Origin of the sequence: Marinoscillum pacificum, from assembly GCF_024714495.1 — a bacterium.
In the GTDB taxonomy this organism is placed as follows: Bacteria; Bacteroidota; Bacteroidia; order Cytophagales; family Cyclobacteriaceae; genus Marinoscillum; species Marinoscillum pacificum.
This window is the reverse complement of sequence record NZ_JAMZMJ010000004.1, coordinates 432,266-452,727: the sequence shown is the minus strand read 5'-3', so window position 1 is coordinate 452,727 and position 20,462 is coordinate 432,266. Positions and strand designations below refer to the sequence as shown.

Below are 20,462 nucleotides of genomic sequence, written 5' to 3'. Positions count from 1 at the left end.
ATTTGGTCCATGATGGAGATTCTTCAACCTATACCTGGACGGCACCAGATTTTGGTTCATTGATTGATCAGAATGTGGACATCATAGTTAGGAATACAACTCGTAGCAAAGCAGACACAAGCGAAACCTTTCGAATATATTTCGAGCCGGAAGTGGATATTACATCTCCAACAGATGGCCAATATGTGCTTCAAGGATCTGTTTTGCCAATTACCTGGATCAATGGTGATTTGGGAACTAATGATTATTTCAACATCCGGTATAGTACCAATGGTGGAACGTCATTTACAACAATTGCAAATCCATATTATAGTGGATTAACAAATAATGGAGATCAATCTACCTACAACTGGACGACTCCACTGATTGACAATTCGTCAATAAAAGTTTTGGTAATTAATAGCACTAGAAACGTTAGAGATACGACTCTTTCTTTCAGTATTTGTAGCACTTGCCCTTCTGTAGCTTTATTTACACCTAATGGAGGAGAAATTTTAGCTGCTGGTGCTGAAACAACAATTGGTTGGAATTTAGGTGCTGATTGGACAGGTACCGATGCCGTAACCATTGAGTTTTCTGATGATAATGGAGCAACATACAGTTCCATTTTTGATGGCACTTATGCTTCGGTATCTGAAAATTCATACTCTTGGATAGTTCCTACATTGGTGACATCTCAAGGATTAATCCGTATCACAAACACGACTCTTGGTATCTCTGATGTGAGTGATGCCACGTTTTCCGTGGCGGTTCCTGCAATCGCGCCATCGGATTTTTACATAATCGAAAATAGTAATAACACCGCTACACTATATTGGACAGATAATGACACCTCTGAAACAAACTACAGAGTTCAGTATTCATCCAATAACACCACTTGGAGTACCTACACCAATAGTCTGGCGGCCAATTCCACCCAATACACTCCTAGTATTAACAGCAATGTGGGATATTGGTGGAGAGTTGTAGCAGTTAATGCCAATTTTACAGCTCCTTCAGAGTCTAGGTATGGTACCAACTATTTTGCTCCGGGTAGAGCGTTGAATTTTGATGGTACAGATGATAAAATCACCCTGGATAGTGTTGAGGCCTTTAATTTTGGTACAGGTGCTTATACCATTGAAACATGGTTCAATGTTTCAGATCTAAGCTCTAGTAGGGTTTTACTTTCAGACTATAACAATACTACTTCAGGATCACAGGGAATTTACCTGACCACTTCAGGAACTATCGCGGCATTTATAGGAAGCAACACGCCAGATCTCACCACTTCTGCCTCAGTGAGTACTGATGTTTGGAATCACATGGCATTAGTTAGAGCTGGAGATTCCGCTGTTATTTACCTCAACGGAATAGAAGCTGCAAAAGCCAGTGGACTTGGAAGTCGCGAATTGAATAGCACTCAACCAATGACCATTGGACAACAACCAGCCGGAAGTTCATTTCCTTTTGTGGGATCAATGGATGAAGTCCGTATATGGTCGGATGCACGTTCACTGGCTGAGCTTAATGAATACATGCTTACAACAGTACCTGAGAATTCCGCAGATCTGTTGGCCTATTATAAGTTTGATCATCAGTCTGGTAATTTTTTAGCTGATGTGGCCAGACACAACATTCAAGGAAGTTGGTCTGGTTCTTCTGGGTCGAATACTCAAGCGAATTGGGTAATATCAGGCGCATTGACGGATAATACTCCAACCGTCTCATTGACTTACCCGAATGGAGGTCAATCATTTACCGAAAACCAGCAAATCAACATTACATGGACCTCTACCAACTTTAGTTCTATAGATAATCTTACTATCGGATTGTCAACGGAAGAAGGTGGAGATTTTGTGACTATTCATGAAGGCACATCTGGTGAACTTGGTAGTTCTTACACTTGGGTAATTCCTGACAGCACTACCACTACAGCACTCATTAAAATCAGCAATACCACTAAAGGAGTTGAAGATCTGAGTGATTCTTATTTTTCTATGACTGAATTGATTCCTTCGGTTATAGTGACTACACCAAATGGTGAGCAGGATTATACCGTAGGACAGCAAGTAACCATTACCTGGTCTGCTGCTAATTTTGATGAAACCGACAATTTAGTCATTGGTTTGTCTACTACTGAAGGAGGCGAATTTGCTACGTTAGTTGAAGGTACTCATAGTGAGCTTGCAGGTTCATATACTTGGACTGTTCCTGAAAGTGTTACGACAACTGCTTTGATTCAAGTGGAGAATACAACTCAATCAGTTTCAGATGTTAGCAACAGTTACTTTACAATCAGTCAAACGGTACCAACAGTAACTCTAACTGCACCAAATGGAGGAGAAACCTACACAGTTGGTGATGAAGTAAGCATTAGTTGGACAAGTACCAATTTTACAGCAACAGATGCGATTACATTGAGCTTATCGACTACTGAAGAAGGTGAATTCGCTACGATAGTTGAAGGTACGCATAGTGAATTGGCAGGATCTTACACTTGGATCGTTCCAGACAGCATCACTACAACTGCACTAATCAAGATAGAGAATACAACCCAGGAGATTTCAGATATCAGCGATGCCTATTTCACGATAGCAGAAGTTACCTCGACAATTGTTGTTAATACTCCGAACGGTGGTGAGACTTATACTGTTGGTGATCAAGTGACCATAGAATGGACACAAGCAAATTTTGATGATACTGATGAAATAATAATTGGTTTATCTACTGCTGAAGGTGGTGAATTTGCTGCGATAGTTGAAGGTACTCAGAGTGAGCTTAATGGTTCTTTCAGTTGGACCGTTCCTGATAGTGTTACCACAGCAGCACTGATCAAGGTAGAAAATGTGACCAAGGCTATTTCGGATGTTAGTGATGCTTATTTTACAATCAACGAACTAGTTGAACCATCAGTAACCGTGCTTTCACCAAACGGAGCGGAAATTTTATCTACGCTTTCTGATTTCACGATTAGTTGGGACATGGTTGGCGCCGAGGAAACAGATCAAGTAGCCATTAGCTTGAGTATGGATAGTGGCGAAACATTCGGGTACCTTTCTCAAGGAATTCTAGAAACTACCTATCCGTCAAATTCATTCACCTGGGAAGTTGGTGATAGTGTTTCTACAACCGCATTGATTGTCGTTGAGAATGTGACCAAAAACGTTCGAGATACTTCCGACGCTGTATTTACCATTGAAAATATTGTTAGGAATCTGTCTATCTCGTCTCCTACTGGAGGTGAGCAGTTTATACAAGGAGAGTCATACACCATTTCATTCGAATCGGAAGGCTTATTGCCAACGGATGAACTCAGTTTCGCTCTCAGTGTGGATGGCGGATTGACTTATCCATATACGTTAATACAGGCTTCATTCTCTGTATTTACAGACGAGTCATTTACGTGGACAGTTAATCAGCCTGTGAGCAGCGAGGCTTACCTCAAAGCGTCAGTTGCTGCTTATGGCATTGCAGATACGATAGATGTTGAGTTTACGATCATAGAGCCAACGGATGCACCGATCTTTATCAGCAAGTCTGCATCAATCGTGGGTGATGAAATGAGTCTTCAATACAGTATGGACGATGCAGGAAGTGTCTATGTGGTGGTTTTAGAGGATCAAAGAGCTAAACCAACTGCGGATCAGGTAAAAGCTGCCGCGATTGGCGGAGAGCCTCTAGCCGGCCAGATGACTTCAGGAAGTTATACATATGCTACTGCTAATACAGAATCAACGGAGTTGTTGTCAGCGTCATTTATCAGAGGGTCGGTTTACGATGTTTATCTGACGTCTGAGGATGACCTTGGAAATCTGAATCCAGGAGTGAGCATTCCAAATGTAAAAGCTCAATACACGTTATTGGAACAAGATTCCATTATCATATCCAATGTGTATGTCACTATGGGAGGCGCTGACTGGGAAAATACAGCGGAAGATTGGAACAATCTGACCCTCGCTCAAAGAGAAGAAATTAGTGTTGAGAATAGTAGGATTACCGGAGTAGATTTCACTGATAAAGGAATGACTGGTGATTTCACTAATGAAATTTTAGGTTTGGATGCTTTGAGTGAATTAATACTCAGCGGCAATTTATTGACATCAGTTCCAGATGTGAATTCTCTGGAAAGCTTGACACTTTTTGATGTGTCTGATAATAGTCTTGACTTTGCTGATCTAGAACCTTTAGTTTCTCTGTTTTCTGAATCTGAGCAATACAGCCCGCAGGCACTTTTAGGAGAAGCGGATAGTGTTGCAATTATCCGGGGATCATCCTACACGTTTGAATATGATATAGCTGGTTCTGCCAATTCTTATAGTTGGAAAGTAGACTATTATAAAACTTATGCAGAAGATTTCACGACATTAGAAGGTGCAACTTCGCCTACACTTACGATCTCTTCTTTGCAATATGACAGTATGGGTACCTATCAAATGGAGATCGAAAATGAATTGCTGCCTGGGTTAACTTTAGCTACTGCACCTGTGCGTCTTTGGGGTATGACCATTCTTGAGTTAACCGTTTTTGGTAAGGACAATGAGCTGTTATCAGAAGGAGCCGCATATGCATTGAGAAATCGTGGGCCGGGCATACCATTTGATAGTATACCGAAGTTAGAAAATGGTCAAATCAATCCTGATGGATTCAAGTTCACCAATGGTAAACTGGTTTTTGATAACTTAATCCTTGGGGATTATTTGATTGCGGTAAGAGCCGACCCTGATGAATATCTTCCTACTTACTACAGTAGCACCTATTTATGGGAAGAAGCAGATACCATTTTGTTTAGAGGTGATTTTAAAGATACGATGAAGATGGCAAGCATACCGGAACCACTTACTCCTGACGATGGATCTGGACTTTTATCTGGAACAGTGGAATCAGACTTTGGAGCGAATGGTCGTATCGATGCCCGTAGAAAAGTGAAAAGAGCAGGCTGCTCGGTAAGAAGATTTGTACCAAAGGGAAGGACTGAGCAAGAGGATGGCGAATTTGAGTTGATCGCCTATGTGGAATCTGATGATGAAGGACGTTTTACGATAGAGTTTCTTCCTGCAGGATTGTATCGTTTCAATATAGAATATCCTGGTATCCCGATGGATAAGGATTCTTATGTGGAATTCGAAATTGGAGAAGAAGGTACAACCAACAATAAAATAGAGCTCCAAGCTACTGTAACTGAGGATGGGATTGTGGTGGAACGTATTAATCTGCTGTCAACCAGAACATCTTTAGTCGATGTAAATGTTTATCCAAATCCGGTTTCTGATTATGTAACAATAAGCTTAAAGTCCGATTTAACAGGACACTCAGTTAGCATAATCAATGCAGCAGGTGATAAGCTTTATAACGCCGAATATGATGGAAAAGACTTGATTTGGAATGCACAAAATGTAGCATCTGGAATCTATTACTTGCTTGTTATAGATGAAAGGAACCATAATAGGTTGATAACCAAAAAGATAATTGTTCAGAATTAAGGGTAGACTAACTACCACAATACTGGTATATTTAAAGATAATATTGAAAAATTTATATAGTTAATCGGTGATTCATTACATTTGGTCTGCCAATAAGAAGATCTTATCGAAATGAATCACCGTTCTCTACTCTTACTTGCTGTTGGCACACTATTCCTATGTCTAGCCGCAACAGCACAAAACTCCGTTGGAATTGGTACTGAAACTCCTAACAGCAATGCTGTACTTCATTTGGTTTCACCTGAAGGAGACCAGGGTTTTTTAGTACCACAGCTTACCACAGTACAACGTACTGCCACAACTTTTACAGACAACCTAGCAGCATCTGATGCCGGGCTTCTTGTGTTTGATACGGATGAAGCCGTATTTTTCTATTGGTCTGGAAGTGATTGGTCAACGATTAGTCCCCAGCAATTGACTGCTGGTACAGGCATTACCATCACCAATGGAGTAATCGCCAATTCAGGTGATCTGGATGCAACCAATGAAATTCAAGACTTGAGTCTTTCTGGAAACAGTTTGACAATAACCAATAATGGCGCCTCCACCACTATTGACTTAACGCCATATTTAGATAATACAGATGATCAAACAGCAACAGAAGTTCCTGTGACTGCATCTGGTAACCTTACTTCAACGAACGTTCAGGACGCCCTATCTGAACTTCAGGGTGATGTTGATAATATCAACCTCACTGGAGGAGACAATCAGACGTTAAGTTTGTCAGGCAGCACACTTTCTATCTCAGGAGGAAATAGTGCTGACCTGTCATCTTTGATTGACGATGCAGATGCAGATGCTACTAATGAGATTCAGGATTTGTCTCTCGGTCGCAATTTATTGTTAATTTCTGGGAGCGAATCTTCAGTTGACCTGAGTGGTTACTTGGACAATACAGACGATCAGACACTATCTTTATCAGGTACTGATCTTACTATTTCAGGATCAGAATCAACCGTTGATTTATCAGTTCTAGCAGACGGAACTGGCACTGACAGCCAAAGTTTGACTTTTACAGGAACATCATTATCTATTTCTGGTGGTAACACAGTTAATCTGTCGTCATTACAGGACGGTACCGGTACTGACAATCAAACATTGTCGCTTGCTACAAATACCCTGACCATATCAGGCTCCGGATCTAATGTAGACTTAAGTGGTTACTTGGATAACACCGACGCACAAGACCTCACTTTGACAGGGAATACTTTAGCCCTCACAGGTGATGGTACCAGCGTAGATCTTTCAGGATATTTGGATAATACGGATGCTCAGGATCTTAGCTTGTCGGGTAATACCTTGTCATTAACAGGAGATGGTACTAGTGTTAGTTTAGCTGCTTATTTGGACAATACAGATAATCAAACAGCAACGGAAGTTCAAGTTACACCAGGAAATGGAATGATTTCATCCAACGCTCAAGCTGCTCTAGCCGAACACCAAACAGATATTAATAGCCATACATCAAGTATTTCTTCGTTGAATTCTAGAGTTTCCACTTTAGAAGGTGGGAGTTCAGAAATAATGATCTTGTCGCCAACGGATTTTGCTCCTGTAGAAGAAGGAGGACCGATTCATCAAATTAGGTTAATAAATGGAGGTCAGGTTGGTGTATTTTATACTACTAATGCGGAAGCCTCCGGTAGTATTGGTACAGTTGCAGCGATGTTGAAGCTTCCTAATGGGGCTAAGCTTAATAAGATAACAATATATGTAGATGAAGGATCTAAGTCGGGAAAAACGGTTACTGCAACACTTTATCAGGGATCACTTGGAATTTTAGGAGGGACTACAGAGGGCAGTGGTGCGACCAAATCCCCAGGCACTATTGAGCCTGTTACTATTGATTTGGAAGGTGGATTGGGGATCGATAATTCTTCAAGGTTTTATATGCTGACTATAGAAGGGTCTTTAACGAATGATACCGAAGCTGCTGAATACACCAGACTTATGGCAGTATCATTAGAATACGATAATTGATCATGAAAGCCTTGCGATTTCTGATCATATGGTTATTCGTTTTACCAATAGGGCTATCTGCTCAAATGGTGAATGATGGAGCGCAAATTTCGGTGACTTCAGCTACCACAGTTTCTGGTATTCCTGAATTGAGCAATAATGGAAGTCTTACGAATGAAGGAAAACTTCAACTCCTGGGGTCGTTCACGAACACGGCGACATATAATGGTTCAGGTGAAGTAGAACTTTTGGGGGAATCTCAGTCTTTGGATATCAACGACACTATTTCAGTCCTTACCTTATCAGGTTCTGGGGCTCATTCGCTAGGTAGTTCATTGTTAATTACTGAGGAAATTGTTTTTAATGACTCAAAGCTCGAAACCAATGAAGTCCTTGCTCTAGGAGATGCCGTTACTGTGACAAACGCTTCTTCATCTGCATATTTAATTGGCTCACTTAAGATATTTGGAGAATCTGATCAGCAGTACCCAATCGGTACTGAGACCGCCTATTTACCTGTTAGTTTATCTTCTATTTCAGGATCAGATTTAGCAGTAAGTATCACTCCGAATTCGGCTGATCCATCTGGGGTTGCTGGATATGGATTGCTTTCAGTAGCAAATGATAAGTTTTGGCAATTATCCCACACAGGTATTTTTACACAAGGAACATTGACACTTCCTGTAAGTAATGAATCATTGGTTACTTCCCTTGATGATTTAAGAATTGGAATATCCGAATCAAGCAATACATACTCTGGACTTGAAGTCGCATCAGTATCAGGAGATTTACAGTCTGGACAAATTAGCTCAGCGATTTCTACTTCAGGAAGTTTTACTTTGGGCAGATATTTTGATGAATCTTTGAGAGAGGCCGATTCATTAGCGCTTGTTAATATATATGAGGCTACAGCTGGTGATGGCTGGACTGATAATTCAGGCTGGAAATCAGCAGCAATTGATGAATGGTTTGGGGTGACAGTAACAAATAAAAGACCCGTCAGTTTAGAGTTAGGTTCAAACAACTTAATTGGAGCAATAGCTGGTTTTGATATATCTCTTGACAGTTTAGACACCATTGATTTATCAGACAACTTTCTTACTTCCATAGAGGCAATGAATGCCTTGCCATCTGTGAGCTCTCTGGACATCTCCAATAATCATTTGCAATTCGGAGATATTGAATCGCATCTAGGTGTCACAAACTTTAGCTATTTACCTCAAGGAGAGGTTCTGGACTCCATACTAGCTTTCCAGGAGATTACTACACTTTTCGAGGCGGATAGGACCCTATCTGGATCTGCTAATAATTACCAGTGGTATAAAATTAGGAATGGCACAACTTCTGAACTCGCTACCACCGATCCAGTTCATTCTTTGGAAGTTTCCTCTTTTGCAGACGAAGGCTATTATTACGCATCAGTTTCATCTGATGTAGTGACAGATTTGACATTGACTACAAGACCAGTCAGACTTAAGGTTTCATCTATTGAAAGAGATTCCCTTGCACTGGTAGCCTTTTACATTGAAACGAATGGCACATCCTGGACGGATGATTCTGGTTGGCTTTCTGAGTCTCTGGAAAATTGGAATGGAGTTTCCATAGGAGATTTTAGGGTAACAGAGTTAAACCTTACTGAAAATAATGTGACGGGTAAAATACCTGAAGAATTATTGGATGTTCGTCAAATGACGGCAATTAACTTATCCGATAACAGAATCAGTTCAATTCCTGATTTTCATGACCTTTCAAATCTTACAACACTGGATGTAAGTGGTAACAATCTTGATTTTGGAGACCTTGAACAGGTATCTGATATCTCGTTTATTACCTATTCTCCGCAACGACAAATTGGGTCGGTGATGGTAGATACTTTGGCTATTGGTAGTACTGTGGAGTTTGTACAGTCAGTTGGAGGTACAAATAATTCTTATCAATGGAATTTTGAAGGGTTGGAAGATTCTACAGTGATTGCCGGAGCTACTAGTGATAATTATGAAGTTGTTGCCTTGAATTACTACAATATGGGCTCCTATTCATTGGAAGTGACAAATTCGCTTGTTCCAAACCTTACATTGACCAGTTTCCCAAAAACTGTCTGGGCTTCAAGTTCAGTAAGGCTTAATGCACAAAATCAATCTGGAACATCAGTGAATGAAGGGGTAGCTTACCTGTTCAAAATAATTGAAGGTCAACCATATGATTCATTGCCTTCTGTAGAAGGTTCTACTGAAGGGTATTTGTTTGAAGATGTAGTACTGGGCAACTATTTGGCGTTAGTAGAGGAGGATTTGGATTTATACCTACCTACTTATTATTCGAGCACTGATTTGTGGTCAGAAGCTACCCCAATTGAACTTCGAGAAGACTTTACTGAAACCATCACCATGGTATCTCAACCAGGAGTTGGACCTGCGGGTCCGGGTGAAGTTTTAGGTACAGTTGAATCAGAGTTTGCAGATGAAACAAGCTCAGGGAGAATCAATGCCAGAAGAAAAGTAAAAAGAGCCGGTTGCTCTGTGAGAAGATTTGTACCTAAAGGTAGAAATGATCAGGAGGATGGTGAGTTCCAGCTGGTAGCTTACGTACAATCAGATGATGAAGGACGTTTCGAATTTGATGATTTGATTGCGGGCTTGTATCGCTTCAATGTTGAATATCCGGGTATTCCTATGGATGAAGACTCGTATGTAGAATTTGAAGTTGGAGAAGCTGGATCAGAGAACGATCGCATTGTATTGGAAATCTTGATTACCGAAGATGCAGTGACGGTAGTGAAAGTAGAAGAACTTGGATTCTTTAAGAAGCAATTTGAAGGGTTGAAAGTATATCCCAATCCTGCTGATGAAATGTTGTCTCTAGCTTATGATAGATTAAATAGTGAATCGGTAGAAGTACAATTGATGGATCTTTCGGGACATGTTTTAATGACCAAAGAAGTTAGTCAATCGGTGAATGAAGCCATTGATTTTGATGTGTCAGACCTTGTTAATGGAATCTACCTACTTCACTTCAAGGATTATTCAGGTCAAAATAGGTCTAAGCTTTCTTATAAGGTGATTATTAATCACAAGTGATGACAAGCTGCCATCTAAAAGCCCATTTCCAGGAAAGGCTATAATTTTCGATTTCCGCTTCTTTTAAGATTGTGAGAAGTTCAGCCTTTTTAAAACCTCTGGCCACGGATACGGCAGCATCATTTCTCACCATATAGGACTTGGAAAAGAATCGAGTGATCCATTTGATACTATGATAAGCTAAAAAGTGACGATGTAGGTCATTTACAATGATTGCCTTTTTTGCCTGAGTTTTGAATTGCTTGAATAAGTCTACCAACTCCTGATGAGTAAAATGATGAAGAAATAGACAGCAATGGATTACATCGAATGATTTTGATTTAAACTCCTTTGAGAAGATATTTTCGCAGTGAGCTTTTAGGTTGTTGAAATCAGCAATATGTTCGTTGGCATAAGTGACAATATTTGGATTAGCATCAAACCCAAAATATTGAGCTTTTGGATTGATTTTGTTCATTCTAATCAGAATATCTGCACTACCACAACCAAGATCAGCCAGGGAGTTAATTGAAAACCTCTGACAAATCTGCTTATAAGATGAAAGGCTAATTTGGTTGCCACCTAATAGCTGATTTATGGTATCTAGCTCTTTCAGGGTTTGCGGAACAACCTCTCCGGAGATATCCAGATCATCCATGATTTCAAGTTCGTTTGACCTGGACAATAGATTCATGAGTGAACAACTTTTAGTAACATACTTTCCATTGTTAAACCCGGTCCGAAGGCAAAACTCAAAACATGATCACCGTTTTGTTCGATGGTGAGTTGGTTCATTAATTCTTTAATTACAAAAAGGACAGTAGGAGAACTCATGTTTCCGTAGTTATAGAGCACATCATATGCTATTTTATTGTGCTCAGCTGTTAGGTTTAACTCCTCTTCGATGACCTTCAATATTTTTTTGCCACCTGGGTGGATTGCAAAATGATCGATTTCTGAAGCGGATAGTTCGAGTTGATTGAGAAGCTTTTGAGTGAGCTTGGCAATTCCTTTTTTAATGACCTCCGGTACTTCACTAGTCAGCTTCATGTCAAAGCCGAAATCATCTATGTACCAACCCATCGCATTTTTTCCAGAGGTATCTATATCAGCGTAAAAACCCTTAAGCTCTAAAGCTTTTGATGTTGGATTACTTTCAATAAGAACAGCTGCTGCACCGTCTCCAAATAATGCATTGGAGAGAATGGAATCTTCTGATGTGTTTTTCAACAAATGGATGCTACAAAGTTCTACAGCTACGATTAAAACTTTGCTATTCGGTTCTGAAGAAACCAATGAGTTACCAATCTTCAGAGCATTGAAAGCCGCATAGCAGCCCATGAAATTGATGGAAGTGCGTTGAATGTCGGTTCTCAGACCTAGCTCCTCGATCAACTCAATGTCTATACCAGGTGCATACATACCGGTGCAAGACACGGTTATCAGATGCGTAATTTCTTTCAGTGTTTCGTGACTTACTGCATTTAGTGCAGCCTCCTTGGCTAATTTGATGGCCTCATTTTGATAAAGAGCCATTCTGGATGCTACAGAAGGAAAAGGTTCCAATTCTAAGCTAGGTGGGAAGAATGAATAGTCTTGAATTTCTCTTCCAAAATCTGAAATTACCGAATGTCTGTGGCCAATTCCACTGGCGCGATAGATCAGTTCTATATTTCTTCTGATTTCTTCTGAGGATCCAAGATGTCTAATCATGAATTCTCTAATATCCTTTTGACTCAACCTGTTTTTCGGGACAGCAGTCCCGATAGAAGAAATGAATGATGACATATTTTAATTAAGCTAGTTAATAATAACTAACTTTTCGCAAGAGGTTCACTCAACTGCATGAAAAAGTCGACATTAATACATTTAAGGTTTCCATTTTCGTTTTTTCTTTTACCGGTCTTCCTTTTTGCCATAGCTTGTTTGCCAGATTTTGAATGGTCAAGGTTTGTGGTTGTCTTCGGGATATTACATTTTTTCTTATATCCTGCTAGCAACGGTTACAATAGCTATTTTGACAAGGATGAAGGAAGCATTGGTGGGGTTAAAACTCCTCCGAAGGTTACACGAGAATTATTCTCTATTTCCTGGTTACTTGACCTTCTGGCCATAGCCTTTGGTTGGACCATCTCATGGAAGTTTGCTGTGATGTTATTTATTTATGGTATGGTGAGCAAAGCTTATAGCCACCCGGCCATACGATTGAAGAAACGACCAATAATCGGATGGTTAACTGCTGGTGTTTTTCAGGGTTACTTTACTTTTTTGATGGTGGCAGTTGGCATGAGTCATGAGGAGGTTTTATTCACAACTAAAATACAATGGGGTGCTCTTCTCAGCACGTTGCTTCTTTTTGGGTCTTACCCTATGACACAAGTCTATCAGCATGATGAAGATGGGAAGCGCGGCGACATCACTCTGAGTTTGATTTTGGGCGTGCTAGGAACTTTCCATTTTACTGCCATCTGCTTTACGGTTTCGGTGGCGTTGTATGTGCTGTTTTTCAATGTCTATTTCTCATTGACCACAGCAGTAATTTTTACTTCGGCTCTTAGTCCTGTGCTGGTTTATTTTGGGATGTGGTATCTAAAAGTTCGAAAAAGTCTTCAATTGGCAGATTATGATCATACGATGAAATTGAATCTGATTTCATCAGCTTGCCTGAATGCCTTTTTTCTATATCTAATACTTAACTAAATGGCTCGCCATGAGTCTGACGAATGATGATATCGGTGATGTTGCCGAATAGTTTTCCAGTCAGAACAGCAATGTTTGATGAAAAAGGATTGCTAAAAAATACCTTTTGAATTACTTGACCTCTTTTTAAATGTGCTTTGAATTGGCGGTTCCATTCGGAGGTATAGTGCTTTTCAATTTGTGCAATATTAATCGTCCCTTTCACATGATTGGATAAAATGATTTCTGAAATTAGGGCAGCAGACCGAATTGCCATAGCCATACCATTTCCGGCCAGAGGGGTAATCATTCCTGCAGAGTCCCCAATCATGAGTACCCCATCAAATACGGGTTCTTTGGCTTTGAAGGAGATTTCATTGATTACGAATGGGGAATCAAATACAAAGTCTCCACTTTTCCAGATGTCATTTAAGTGCGGGTTTTGCATGATTACCTTCTTCTCGAAGTTTTGGATGCTTCCATGCTTTTTAACCGGTTCGCGATGAGTTAGGTAGCACAGGTTATAGGTGTTTCCCTCCACTTTGCTAAAGCCACAATATCCACCTTTAAAATTATGCAGAGATATAGACGTTGGATCAAAATTGCCTTTTACATGATACTTCACTCCTACAAATGGTGACCGGTCTTTGAGAAACGGCCTTTTTAGTTTTTGGTCCAGCTTTGCACGCTTCCCATGTGCTCCTATGACTATCTGACCGTAATATGTTGAGCCACTCTTGGTAATAACTTCCCAATTGTCAGTTTTTGTAATTGTTTGTGCTTCGGTGTTTTGGAGTATCTCTACACCGGATTCTCTGGCTTTTTCTGCTAGCCATAGGTCATATACATATCTGCTAATACCAAACCCTCCGAGATCTAATGGCCTTTGAAAGTAACTCCCATTTGTTGAACTGAGTTTGAGTTCATTGATTGATGATGGATCCAGTTCATGGGGAAATAAGTCATGTTTTTCAAGAAATGGAATGACTTCATTCGAGATATACTCTCCACAGACTCTGTGAAAAGGATAGGAATTTTTTTCAATTAATAGTGTGTGAAGTCCACCTCTGGACAATAAAATGCTACTGATCAGACCACCGAGTCCTCCGCCTACTATGATGACATCATACATGATCATCTAAGTTAGAAGAACTAAGTTATATCAATCTTCTAAGCCTGAATTTTAGTTTGATTTTTTTATCATCACGAAGTATCAAAACATGGATTTTACGATTTTCTTTACTTCTTAATAAGGTGCTGATTTCAGAAAAGGTGCTGTTTTCGATACTTTTCCCATTCATTTTGAGAATGTAATCTCCTGTTTGTATATCCACTTCTGATGCGGGAGAATCATCTAGGACTTTCATTACCTGGATGCTATCCAACTCATCCCCAACAACCCCAAGTAGCATACCACTCATATTGAATTCAAATTTATCCCGGTAACGTTGGCCTTTAGTGATGTACAGGTTGTTGCCCTGATAATCGAAAGTAGCATTGAGTCTGGAAAGTATGTCTCCACCAATAGTTCCTTGTCTGGAGCCTCTTTTGATAGCCTTCATATAGCTTCCCGAAACCGGGATAGAAACAAGTGGATCTGAAAAGTTGAACGCGTTTAATTGGCAAGAGGCCATACGCCCAATTACTCCGGGTATTTCACCGCCTAACCCTTGACCTAATGCTGTTGGAAGAACATCATTGGGCAACATAATGTCATCTGTATGATCCACGTCTAATAGCATGGCATGGCTAGCTCCCGAATCAACCATTAAGGTAACTGTATCAGCTTTTTCTTTTTGTTGTACCGTCATGGAGATGTATGGTTTGGTGTTAACCACTTCCATTGGAATTCGAACTTGAGACCTTCTTGGTTTGTAATTTCCTGGGTCATAGAAGGTCAGTATGCGATCATCATAATCAACATTGATGGTAAATCGACTAAAAACATCGTAACCAATGATGCCATAAATCTCTTCCCCAAGGTTTTTATTTAACTCTAGATAATCTTCTTTTAAAACCAGCATATTGATCCCTTTCCCAGATATTCCCCCAGGGAGGCTCATGGTGATATTAGTAGCTACGAAGGCTTCCAGTGAGTCAATTTCACCCGGTGCAGTGATATTGATTTGACGGACATAGTTAAGGCCAAGAATGTCTCCGAATAACTTTTCTGTAAGAATCGCCGATTCTGCTCCGGTATCCAGTATAAATTTTAAAGTAAGGGTTTTATTAATGCTGATAGGAATGACTATCAGGTTATTATAGATCTCGAAAGGCACCTCTACCTTTCTAGCTTTTTCTGGCATGACAAACCCTATTTTGGTTTGTCCATGTCCATCATTGGGGAACCCCAGGGCACTTACAAAAAGTGCCATGTTTATCAGGAGGCAATATAGTCCGAGCTTTTTCAGCATTTGTTTTAATAACAACAAAGCCGAAAGACACCCTATGCTTAATGCAAATATTTCTTTGAATGTGTTCCTCACTAAAGCTAATAGTTCTTAATCCAGCTAGAATTAAGTTAGTCGAATGTTGGGACTTTTCTTAGCGAAGTGAAGAAATAGAAGCTCTACTAATCGAAGAGTTTGGTAATATCCTCTTTGGTTAGGCTTTTGACAAAACTCTCTTCTATAGTGATCAGGTCTTGAGCCAACTGAAGCTTGCTTTGTTGTAATTTGAGGATCTTTTCTTCTACCGTATCTCTGGCGATGAACTTATAGGTAAAGACTTTGTTAGTTTGTCCAATGCGGTGAGCTCTATCAACCGCTTGTGCTTCAATAGCCGGGTTCCACCATGGATCCAACAAGAATACATAATCTGCCTGAGTCAAGTTCAGGCCTAAACCACCGGCTTTAAGTGAAATCAAGAAAACAGTGACATCTTCATTATTCTGGAAACGCTCCACTTCTCCTTTTCGATCTTTTACAGAACCATCCAGATAGGAGTATTTGATTTTCTCATCTTTCAAATACTTTTCAACGATCTTCAGGTGTTTCACAAACTGACTGAAGATTAGCAACTTATGATCTTTGCCCAAGGCATTGGAGATCATGTGACAGATGTCTTCGAACTTTCCAGAATCCCCATCATAGCCCTCATCCACCATAGACGGGTGATTGGCAATTTGACGGAGCTTAGTAAGTCCTTGGAGTAAGATCATTTGTGACTTTTGAATTCCATCATGTTCTATCACATCCAGGATTTGGTTCCTGTATTGATCACGTTCCTTGTCATAATACTCGCGCTGTTTCGCAGACAGATCACAATAACGGATATTCTCCACTTTCTCAGGAAGGTCTTTAGCAACCTGAGTCTTTTCTCGTCTAAGTATGAATGGTTTGATTAACGCATTGAGTTTCCTGGTTCTATTCTCGTCTCTTTTCTTCTCTATTGGAATTTGATATTCCGTTTTGAAGTACTTCTGACTTCCCAGGAGGCCAGGGTTAACAAAGGACATTTGTGACCACAGATCCAATGTGCTATTTTCTATTGGTGTACCAGTAAGAATGAGTTTCCTTCTGGACTTCAATTCACGTACTGATTTGGAAATGATAGAGTCTGGGTTTTTAATAGCCTGAGACTCATCCAAAATGATGTAGTTAAAGTAGAATTGACTTAAAATTTCTGAATCAATTCTTACAATACCATAACTGGTTATAACTATATCATATCGAGCGAACTTTTCAGGGTCCTTGTCTCTATTGGTACCTGTATAGTTTAATATTTTCAAGTTTGGAGTGAACTTGCCGGCCTCCATCTCCCAGTTATAAATAAGCGAGGTTGGCATGATCAAAAGACTGGTAGAGCCATTGTCCTTTTCTTTTTCACTTTGAAGAAGTGTAAGTGTCTGAACAGTTTTACCAAGACCCATGTCATCTGCCAAACAACCACCAAAAGCATATTCATTGAGGAAATGCAGCCAGTTGAATCCAGCCTGCTGATAAGGTCTCAAGTCACCTTTAAATTTTGTAGGCAGAGTCACGTCTTCTATCGTATCAAAGTCCATTAGCTTTTCAAGCTTTCTGGTCATTGCTACTTTGGCGTTGTTGTTGTCTTTCAGGTCTTTTACCAAAGACACGTGCATTTTATTCAGTGTGAGTGTGTCATCACCCTGATGAGCAAAGGCAAATAGATCACTGTATTCATCTACCCATCTGTCTGGAATTACCGCATACTCTCCACTTGGAAGTTTAAACTCTCGTTGCTTATGAAGTATGTGCTTTCTAATTTCAGAAAATGGAATTTCGTAATCACCAAACTTGATAATCGCTTTGATGTCAAACCAATCAATACCTTCAGATATTTCCAGATCAATACTCGTATTGCCAAGGAAATACTTTTTAACCGATTCATCTTGCTGATTTATCTCAAAACCTCTAGACCTAAGTTCAGATAGGTTCTCATTTAACCAGGAAATGGCGTTGGTCTTATTTAATGTAGAACGGGAGCTTTTCAGCTGAAGTCCTGTTTTACTCAATGTTTCGATATAGTCTTTTTCCTGAGCAGAATCTCGTTTGATTCTGTGGAAGATATAGTCGTCGTTATGCTTTTCAATGGAAACACTTACCTGCTTTAGCTTATCTGCTTTATAAGAATAGGTTCCGTATTTGAAGCTTAGTTCAAACAAGATTTTATTGACAGACTCTTCCCCGTTTTCATTGTTGTTATTGTCAAAAAGGGAGCCAGTTGTTTGAGCCGCTGTTGCTAACTCCGAAAATGTAAGAACAGGCGTTGGAGTGAGTGCTTCTGATTTTATTTCAAACCCTTTGGCGTACACATCGAAGGATGCAATCAAAGGAGCAACGAATTTCTTGTAATACGTTTCTTCAACGTTTTTAGGGATAAGGATGAATTTCTTATTGAAAAAAGGTTTGATCTTCTTGCCATTCACCTCTTTCTCAAATGTGAACAAAGTATCATTTACAACGAGCCAAGCCGGCTCTTTGCACAACAAGAGGCTGTTGTTTTGATAGAAATCAACCTTTTCTCCATTCAATTTGATGGTAGGGAAGTAATGAGTATTCTCTTCATTTCTTCTGAAATGAAACAGAATGGTTGCTTTCTCTTCGGAAATATTGATTTTTTTCCAAGCAGGCTCACCATCTTTACCCATCTCATAGAGCTCTTTGCCTGCCATTAATGATAGAACTTTAGCTCTTCTCCGCTCCAGATATCGATCTATTTCTTCTTGAAGAAGTTTGTCTCCTGCCTTTTTATCAAATACTTTCAAGAAGAACTCATCCATTTTAAGTTTCTTCTTGTGGAAATGGTTGAACACAGCTTTTTGCTGCATTTCATCCATAGTTTTGATCAGCTCATAGTCATTAGCATCAAGACCAGAATCAAACTCATCTGCATTTTGTGCAGAGATATTCTGATGCGAAAAGGTAAGGTTACCTTTCTCATTCAGCTGAATAACAAAAGATTCGAACAAGAATCCAAGGTATTCGTGCTCAAAAAGAGAGTAGACTATTTGAAAGGGCTGATCCGGAGAAACTTTCATACTTTTTAATGCTAGGCAAATTTCGAAGCTAATAAAAATCGAGCTAAAAAGCACCAATTTCTAAGTTAGAGATTGGTTAGAATTTTTGACTTAAACTGCGTTGTATGTAAAAAAATTATTGCAACTCGTTGAGCGCAATGTTTTTAGAGGCATTGATGGCCGGTTGTATGGCTGTAATTAAAGTAATGCACACAATACAAAGTATGGTGAAGAAAATATCTAACCATTCAATCTTGACTGGATAGGCATTCATGATGGCTGTTTCCATTCCCATTCCGATCAGGCCATACTCTTGCTGGACAAAACTAACGAGTAATCCCAACGCCAATCCTGTAAATGCGCCTGTAAATGCTACAATGCATCCTTCGAAAAGGAATATGTTTCTTACCAAACTTCTGCTCGCTCCTTGTGCTGTTAATATCGCCACATCTTTCTTCTTATCAATTGCCAGCATGCTAAGAGAAAAGAAAATGTTGATGGATGCAATCCCAATAATTACGGAAAAAGCCAGGAACACAAAAAACTTTTCGTAAGACAATACTTTATAAAGACCTCCATGTACTTCATCATTGGTAAGCACTTCAAACTGGTCACCAATAGCAGTTTGAATTTCTTGCTTGAGGTTTTTAACATCAGCACCTTCGCCTAGCTGAATTTCCAGGCTGGTTCTTTTACCCTTTTTATTGAATAGTTCTTCTGCAAAATCTACAGGAACAAAAACCAGGTTGTCGTCATAGGACTTTTCAATGGCGAATACGCCTGCAGGCAAAATGTTTTTCAATCGATACATTTTGTCTATGTTGGTCATTCCCGGTTTTATCTCATCGGGGAAGACCATTTGGATGGTATAAAAGTCATTTTTTGGATTGATGGAAAGGTCATAGCGAACCCCACTGCCCACAATCGCATAATTCACATCTCCTTCTTTTAGTTTCAGGTCACCGAATGCCAGATGATTATCTAGCCGACCTTCTTCAATAAAATTTTCTGAGATACCTTTTACATTGGCTACTCGCTGGGCATTGTTGTATTTGATCAATGCATTGTCTTCCAGTACATCAGTGATGTAAGTGACGTCTTCAAAGGCTTCGATTGCTAGCTTGATGTCTTCAGTATATTCGAAACTCTTTCCTTCAACCGGTTTCACCACCAGGTTTGAATCTACACTTCCGTAAAGTCCACGCAATAGGTCTTCCATTCCATTGAAAACAGAAAGAACGATGACTAATGCCATGGTTCCTATGGCTACTACCAACATCGATATGATTGATATGATGTTGATGAAGCTCTTCTTTTTCTTAGAAAGGAAATACCTTCTAGCTATGAAGTAGGAAAGGTTCACTCTTCTTCTTCGTCGTTTTCGTCTGCTTTTGGAATATTCAGGCTATCAATAAGTTGGTCCATTTTAGAAGCCTCTTCTTCCGTGTTATCGTGGAAAAAGGCTATTTCTGGAACGATCCGAACCTGTTTGCCTATTTTGTTACCAAGATGCTTTCTTACTTCGCTTTTCTTCTCATCCAATTTAAAGAATACTTCTTCTGCATCTTTGATAGGAAAGACACTAAGAAAAACCTTGGCAAAGCTCAAATCTGGAGACATTTCTACTCCTGTAATAGTCACTAAACTATGACCAAAATAGTGTCTTGGATCCTTTTGAAATATATCTCCAAGGTCCTTCTGAATCTGACGGCCAAACTTTACTTGTCTCTTACTCTGTGTCATTCTGCAAATATCACGGTTTTTGGCTCACCTACCATCAATTTAATTTGTTAATTTCGAACGTTCAAGACCAGAAGACATTAC

At 39.7% G+C, this 20,462-nt stretch carries 11 protein-coding genes; 4 read left to right on the top strand and 7 right to left on the bottom strand.

Annotated elements, in window-relative coordinates; genetic code table 11:
- The 3 genes from NXS00_RS13090 to NXS00_RS13080 all read left to right on the top strand — a co-directional run.
- The coding region (locus NXS00_RS13090; protein ID WP_258099660.1) for a LamG-like jellyroll fold domain-containing protein at nt 1-5,462 on the top strand (5,462 nt) is incomplete at its 5' end.
- A 111-nt stretch (nt 5,463-5,573) separates the two neighbouring features.
- A complete protein-coding gene (locus NXS00_RS13085) occupies nt 5,574-7,442 on the top strand; it encodes a beta strand repeat-containing protein (protein ID WP_258099659.1) in 1,869 nt (622 codons plus the stop codon).
- 2 nt (nt 7,443-7,444) lie between these two features.
- Entirely contained in the window at nt 7,445-10,498 is a 3,054-nt protein-coding gene (locus NXS00_RS13080; RefSeq protein ID WP_258099658.1) for a T9SS type A sorting domain-containing protein, read from the top strand.
- Here NXS00_RS13080 and NXS00_RS13075 read toward each other — a convergent pair.
- Both NXS00_RS13075 and NXS00_RS13070 read right to left on the bottom strand, forming a co-directional pair.
- The gene (locus NXS00_RS13075; RefSeq protein ID WP_258099657.1) at nt 10,485-11,171 is read right to left on the bottom strand and encodes a methyltransferase domain-containing protein; all 687 of its coding nucleotides are present in this window, start codon (nt 11,169-11,171) and stop codon (nt 10,485-10,487) included. The two genes, NXS00_RS13080 and NXS00_RS13075, sit on opposite strands and share 14 nt — an antisense overlap.
- A complete protein-coding gene (locus tag NXS00_RS13070) occupies nt 11,168-12,265 on the bottom strand; it encodes a type III polyketide synthase (RefSeq protein ID WP_258099656.1) in 1,098 nt (365 codons plus the stop codon). Before NXS00_RS13070 ends, NXS00_RS13075 begins: the two co-directional genes overlap by 4 nt.
- 57 nt (nt 12,266-12,322) lie before the next feature.
- On the opposite strand from NXS00_RS13070, the gene NXS00_RS13065 reads away from it, so the two are divergent.
- Nucleotides 12,323-13,177, top strand: coding sequence for a UbiA family prenyltransferase (locus tag NXS00_RS13065; protein ID WP_258099655.1), 855 nt, complete (start codon nt 12,323-12,325; stop codon nt 13,175-13,177).
- Here the strand turns inward: NXS00_RS13065 and NXS00_RS13060 are convergent.
- The 5 genes from NXS00_RS13060 to rbfA all read right to left on the bottom strand — a co-directional run bounded on the left by NXS00_RS13060 (nt 13,170) and on the right by rbfA (nt 20,381).
- Nucleotides 13,170-14,288 carry an NAD(P)/FAD-dependent oxidoreductase gene (locus NXS00_RS13060; protein WP_258099654.1) on the bottom strand — a complete coding sequence of 373 codons (1,119 nt, stop codon included), beginning with the start codon at nt 14,286-14,288 and terminating at the stop codon, nt 13,170-13,172. The genes NXS00_RS13065 and NXS00_RS13060 overlap by 8 nt on opposite strands.
- A gap of 25 nt (nt 14,289-14,313) precedes the next feature.
- Entirely contained in the window at nt 14,314-15,531 is a 1,218-nt protein-coding gene (locus NXS00_RS13055; protein WP_258099653.1) for an aspartyl protease family protein, read from the bottom strand.
- A 197-nt stretch (nt 15,532-15,728) separates the two neighbouring features.
- Nucleotides 15,729-18,659: a DEAD/DEAH box helicase gene (locus NXS00_RS13050; protein ID WP_258099652.1), complete on the bottom strand. Its 2,931-nt coding sequence runs from the start codon at nt 18,657-18,659 to the stop codon at nt 15,729-15,731.
- A 115-nt stretch (nt 18,660-18,774) separates the two neighbouring features.
- Entirely contained in the window at nt 18,775-20,001 is a 1,227-nt protein-coding gene (locus NXS00_RS13045) for an ABC transporter permease (protein WP_258099651.1), read from the bottom strand.
- A complete protein-coding gene (gene rbfA, locus NXS00_RS13040; RefSeq protein ID WP_258099650.1) occupies nt 19,998-20,381 on the bottom strand; it encodes a 30S ribosome-binding factor RbfA in 384 nt (127 codons plus the stop codon). Before rbfA ends, NXS00_RS13045 begins: the two co-directional genes overlap by 4 nt.
- Nucleotides 20,382-20,462: the final 81 nt, after the last annotated feature.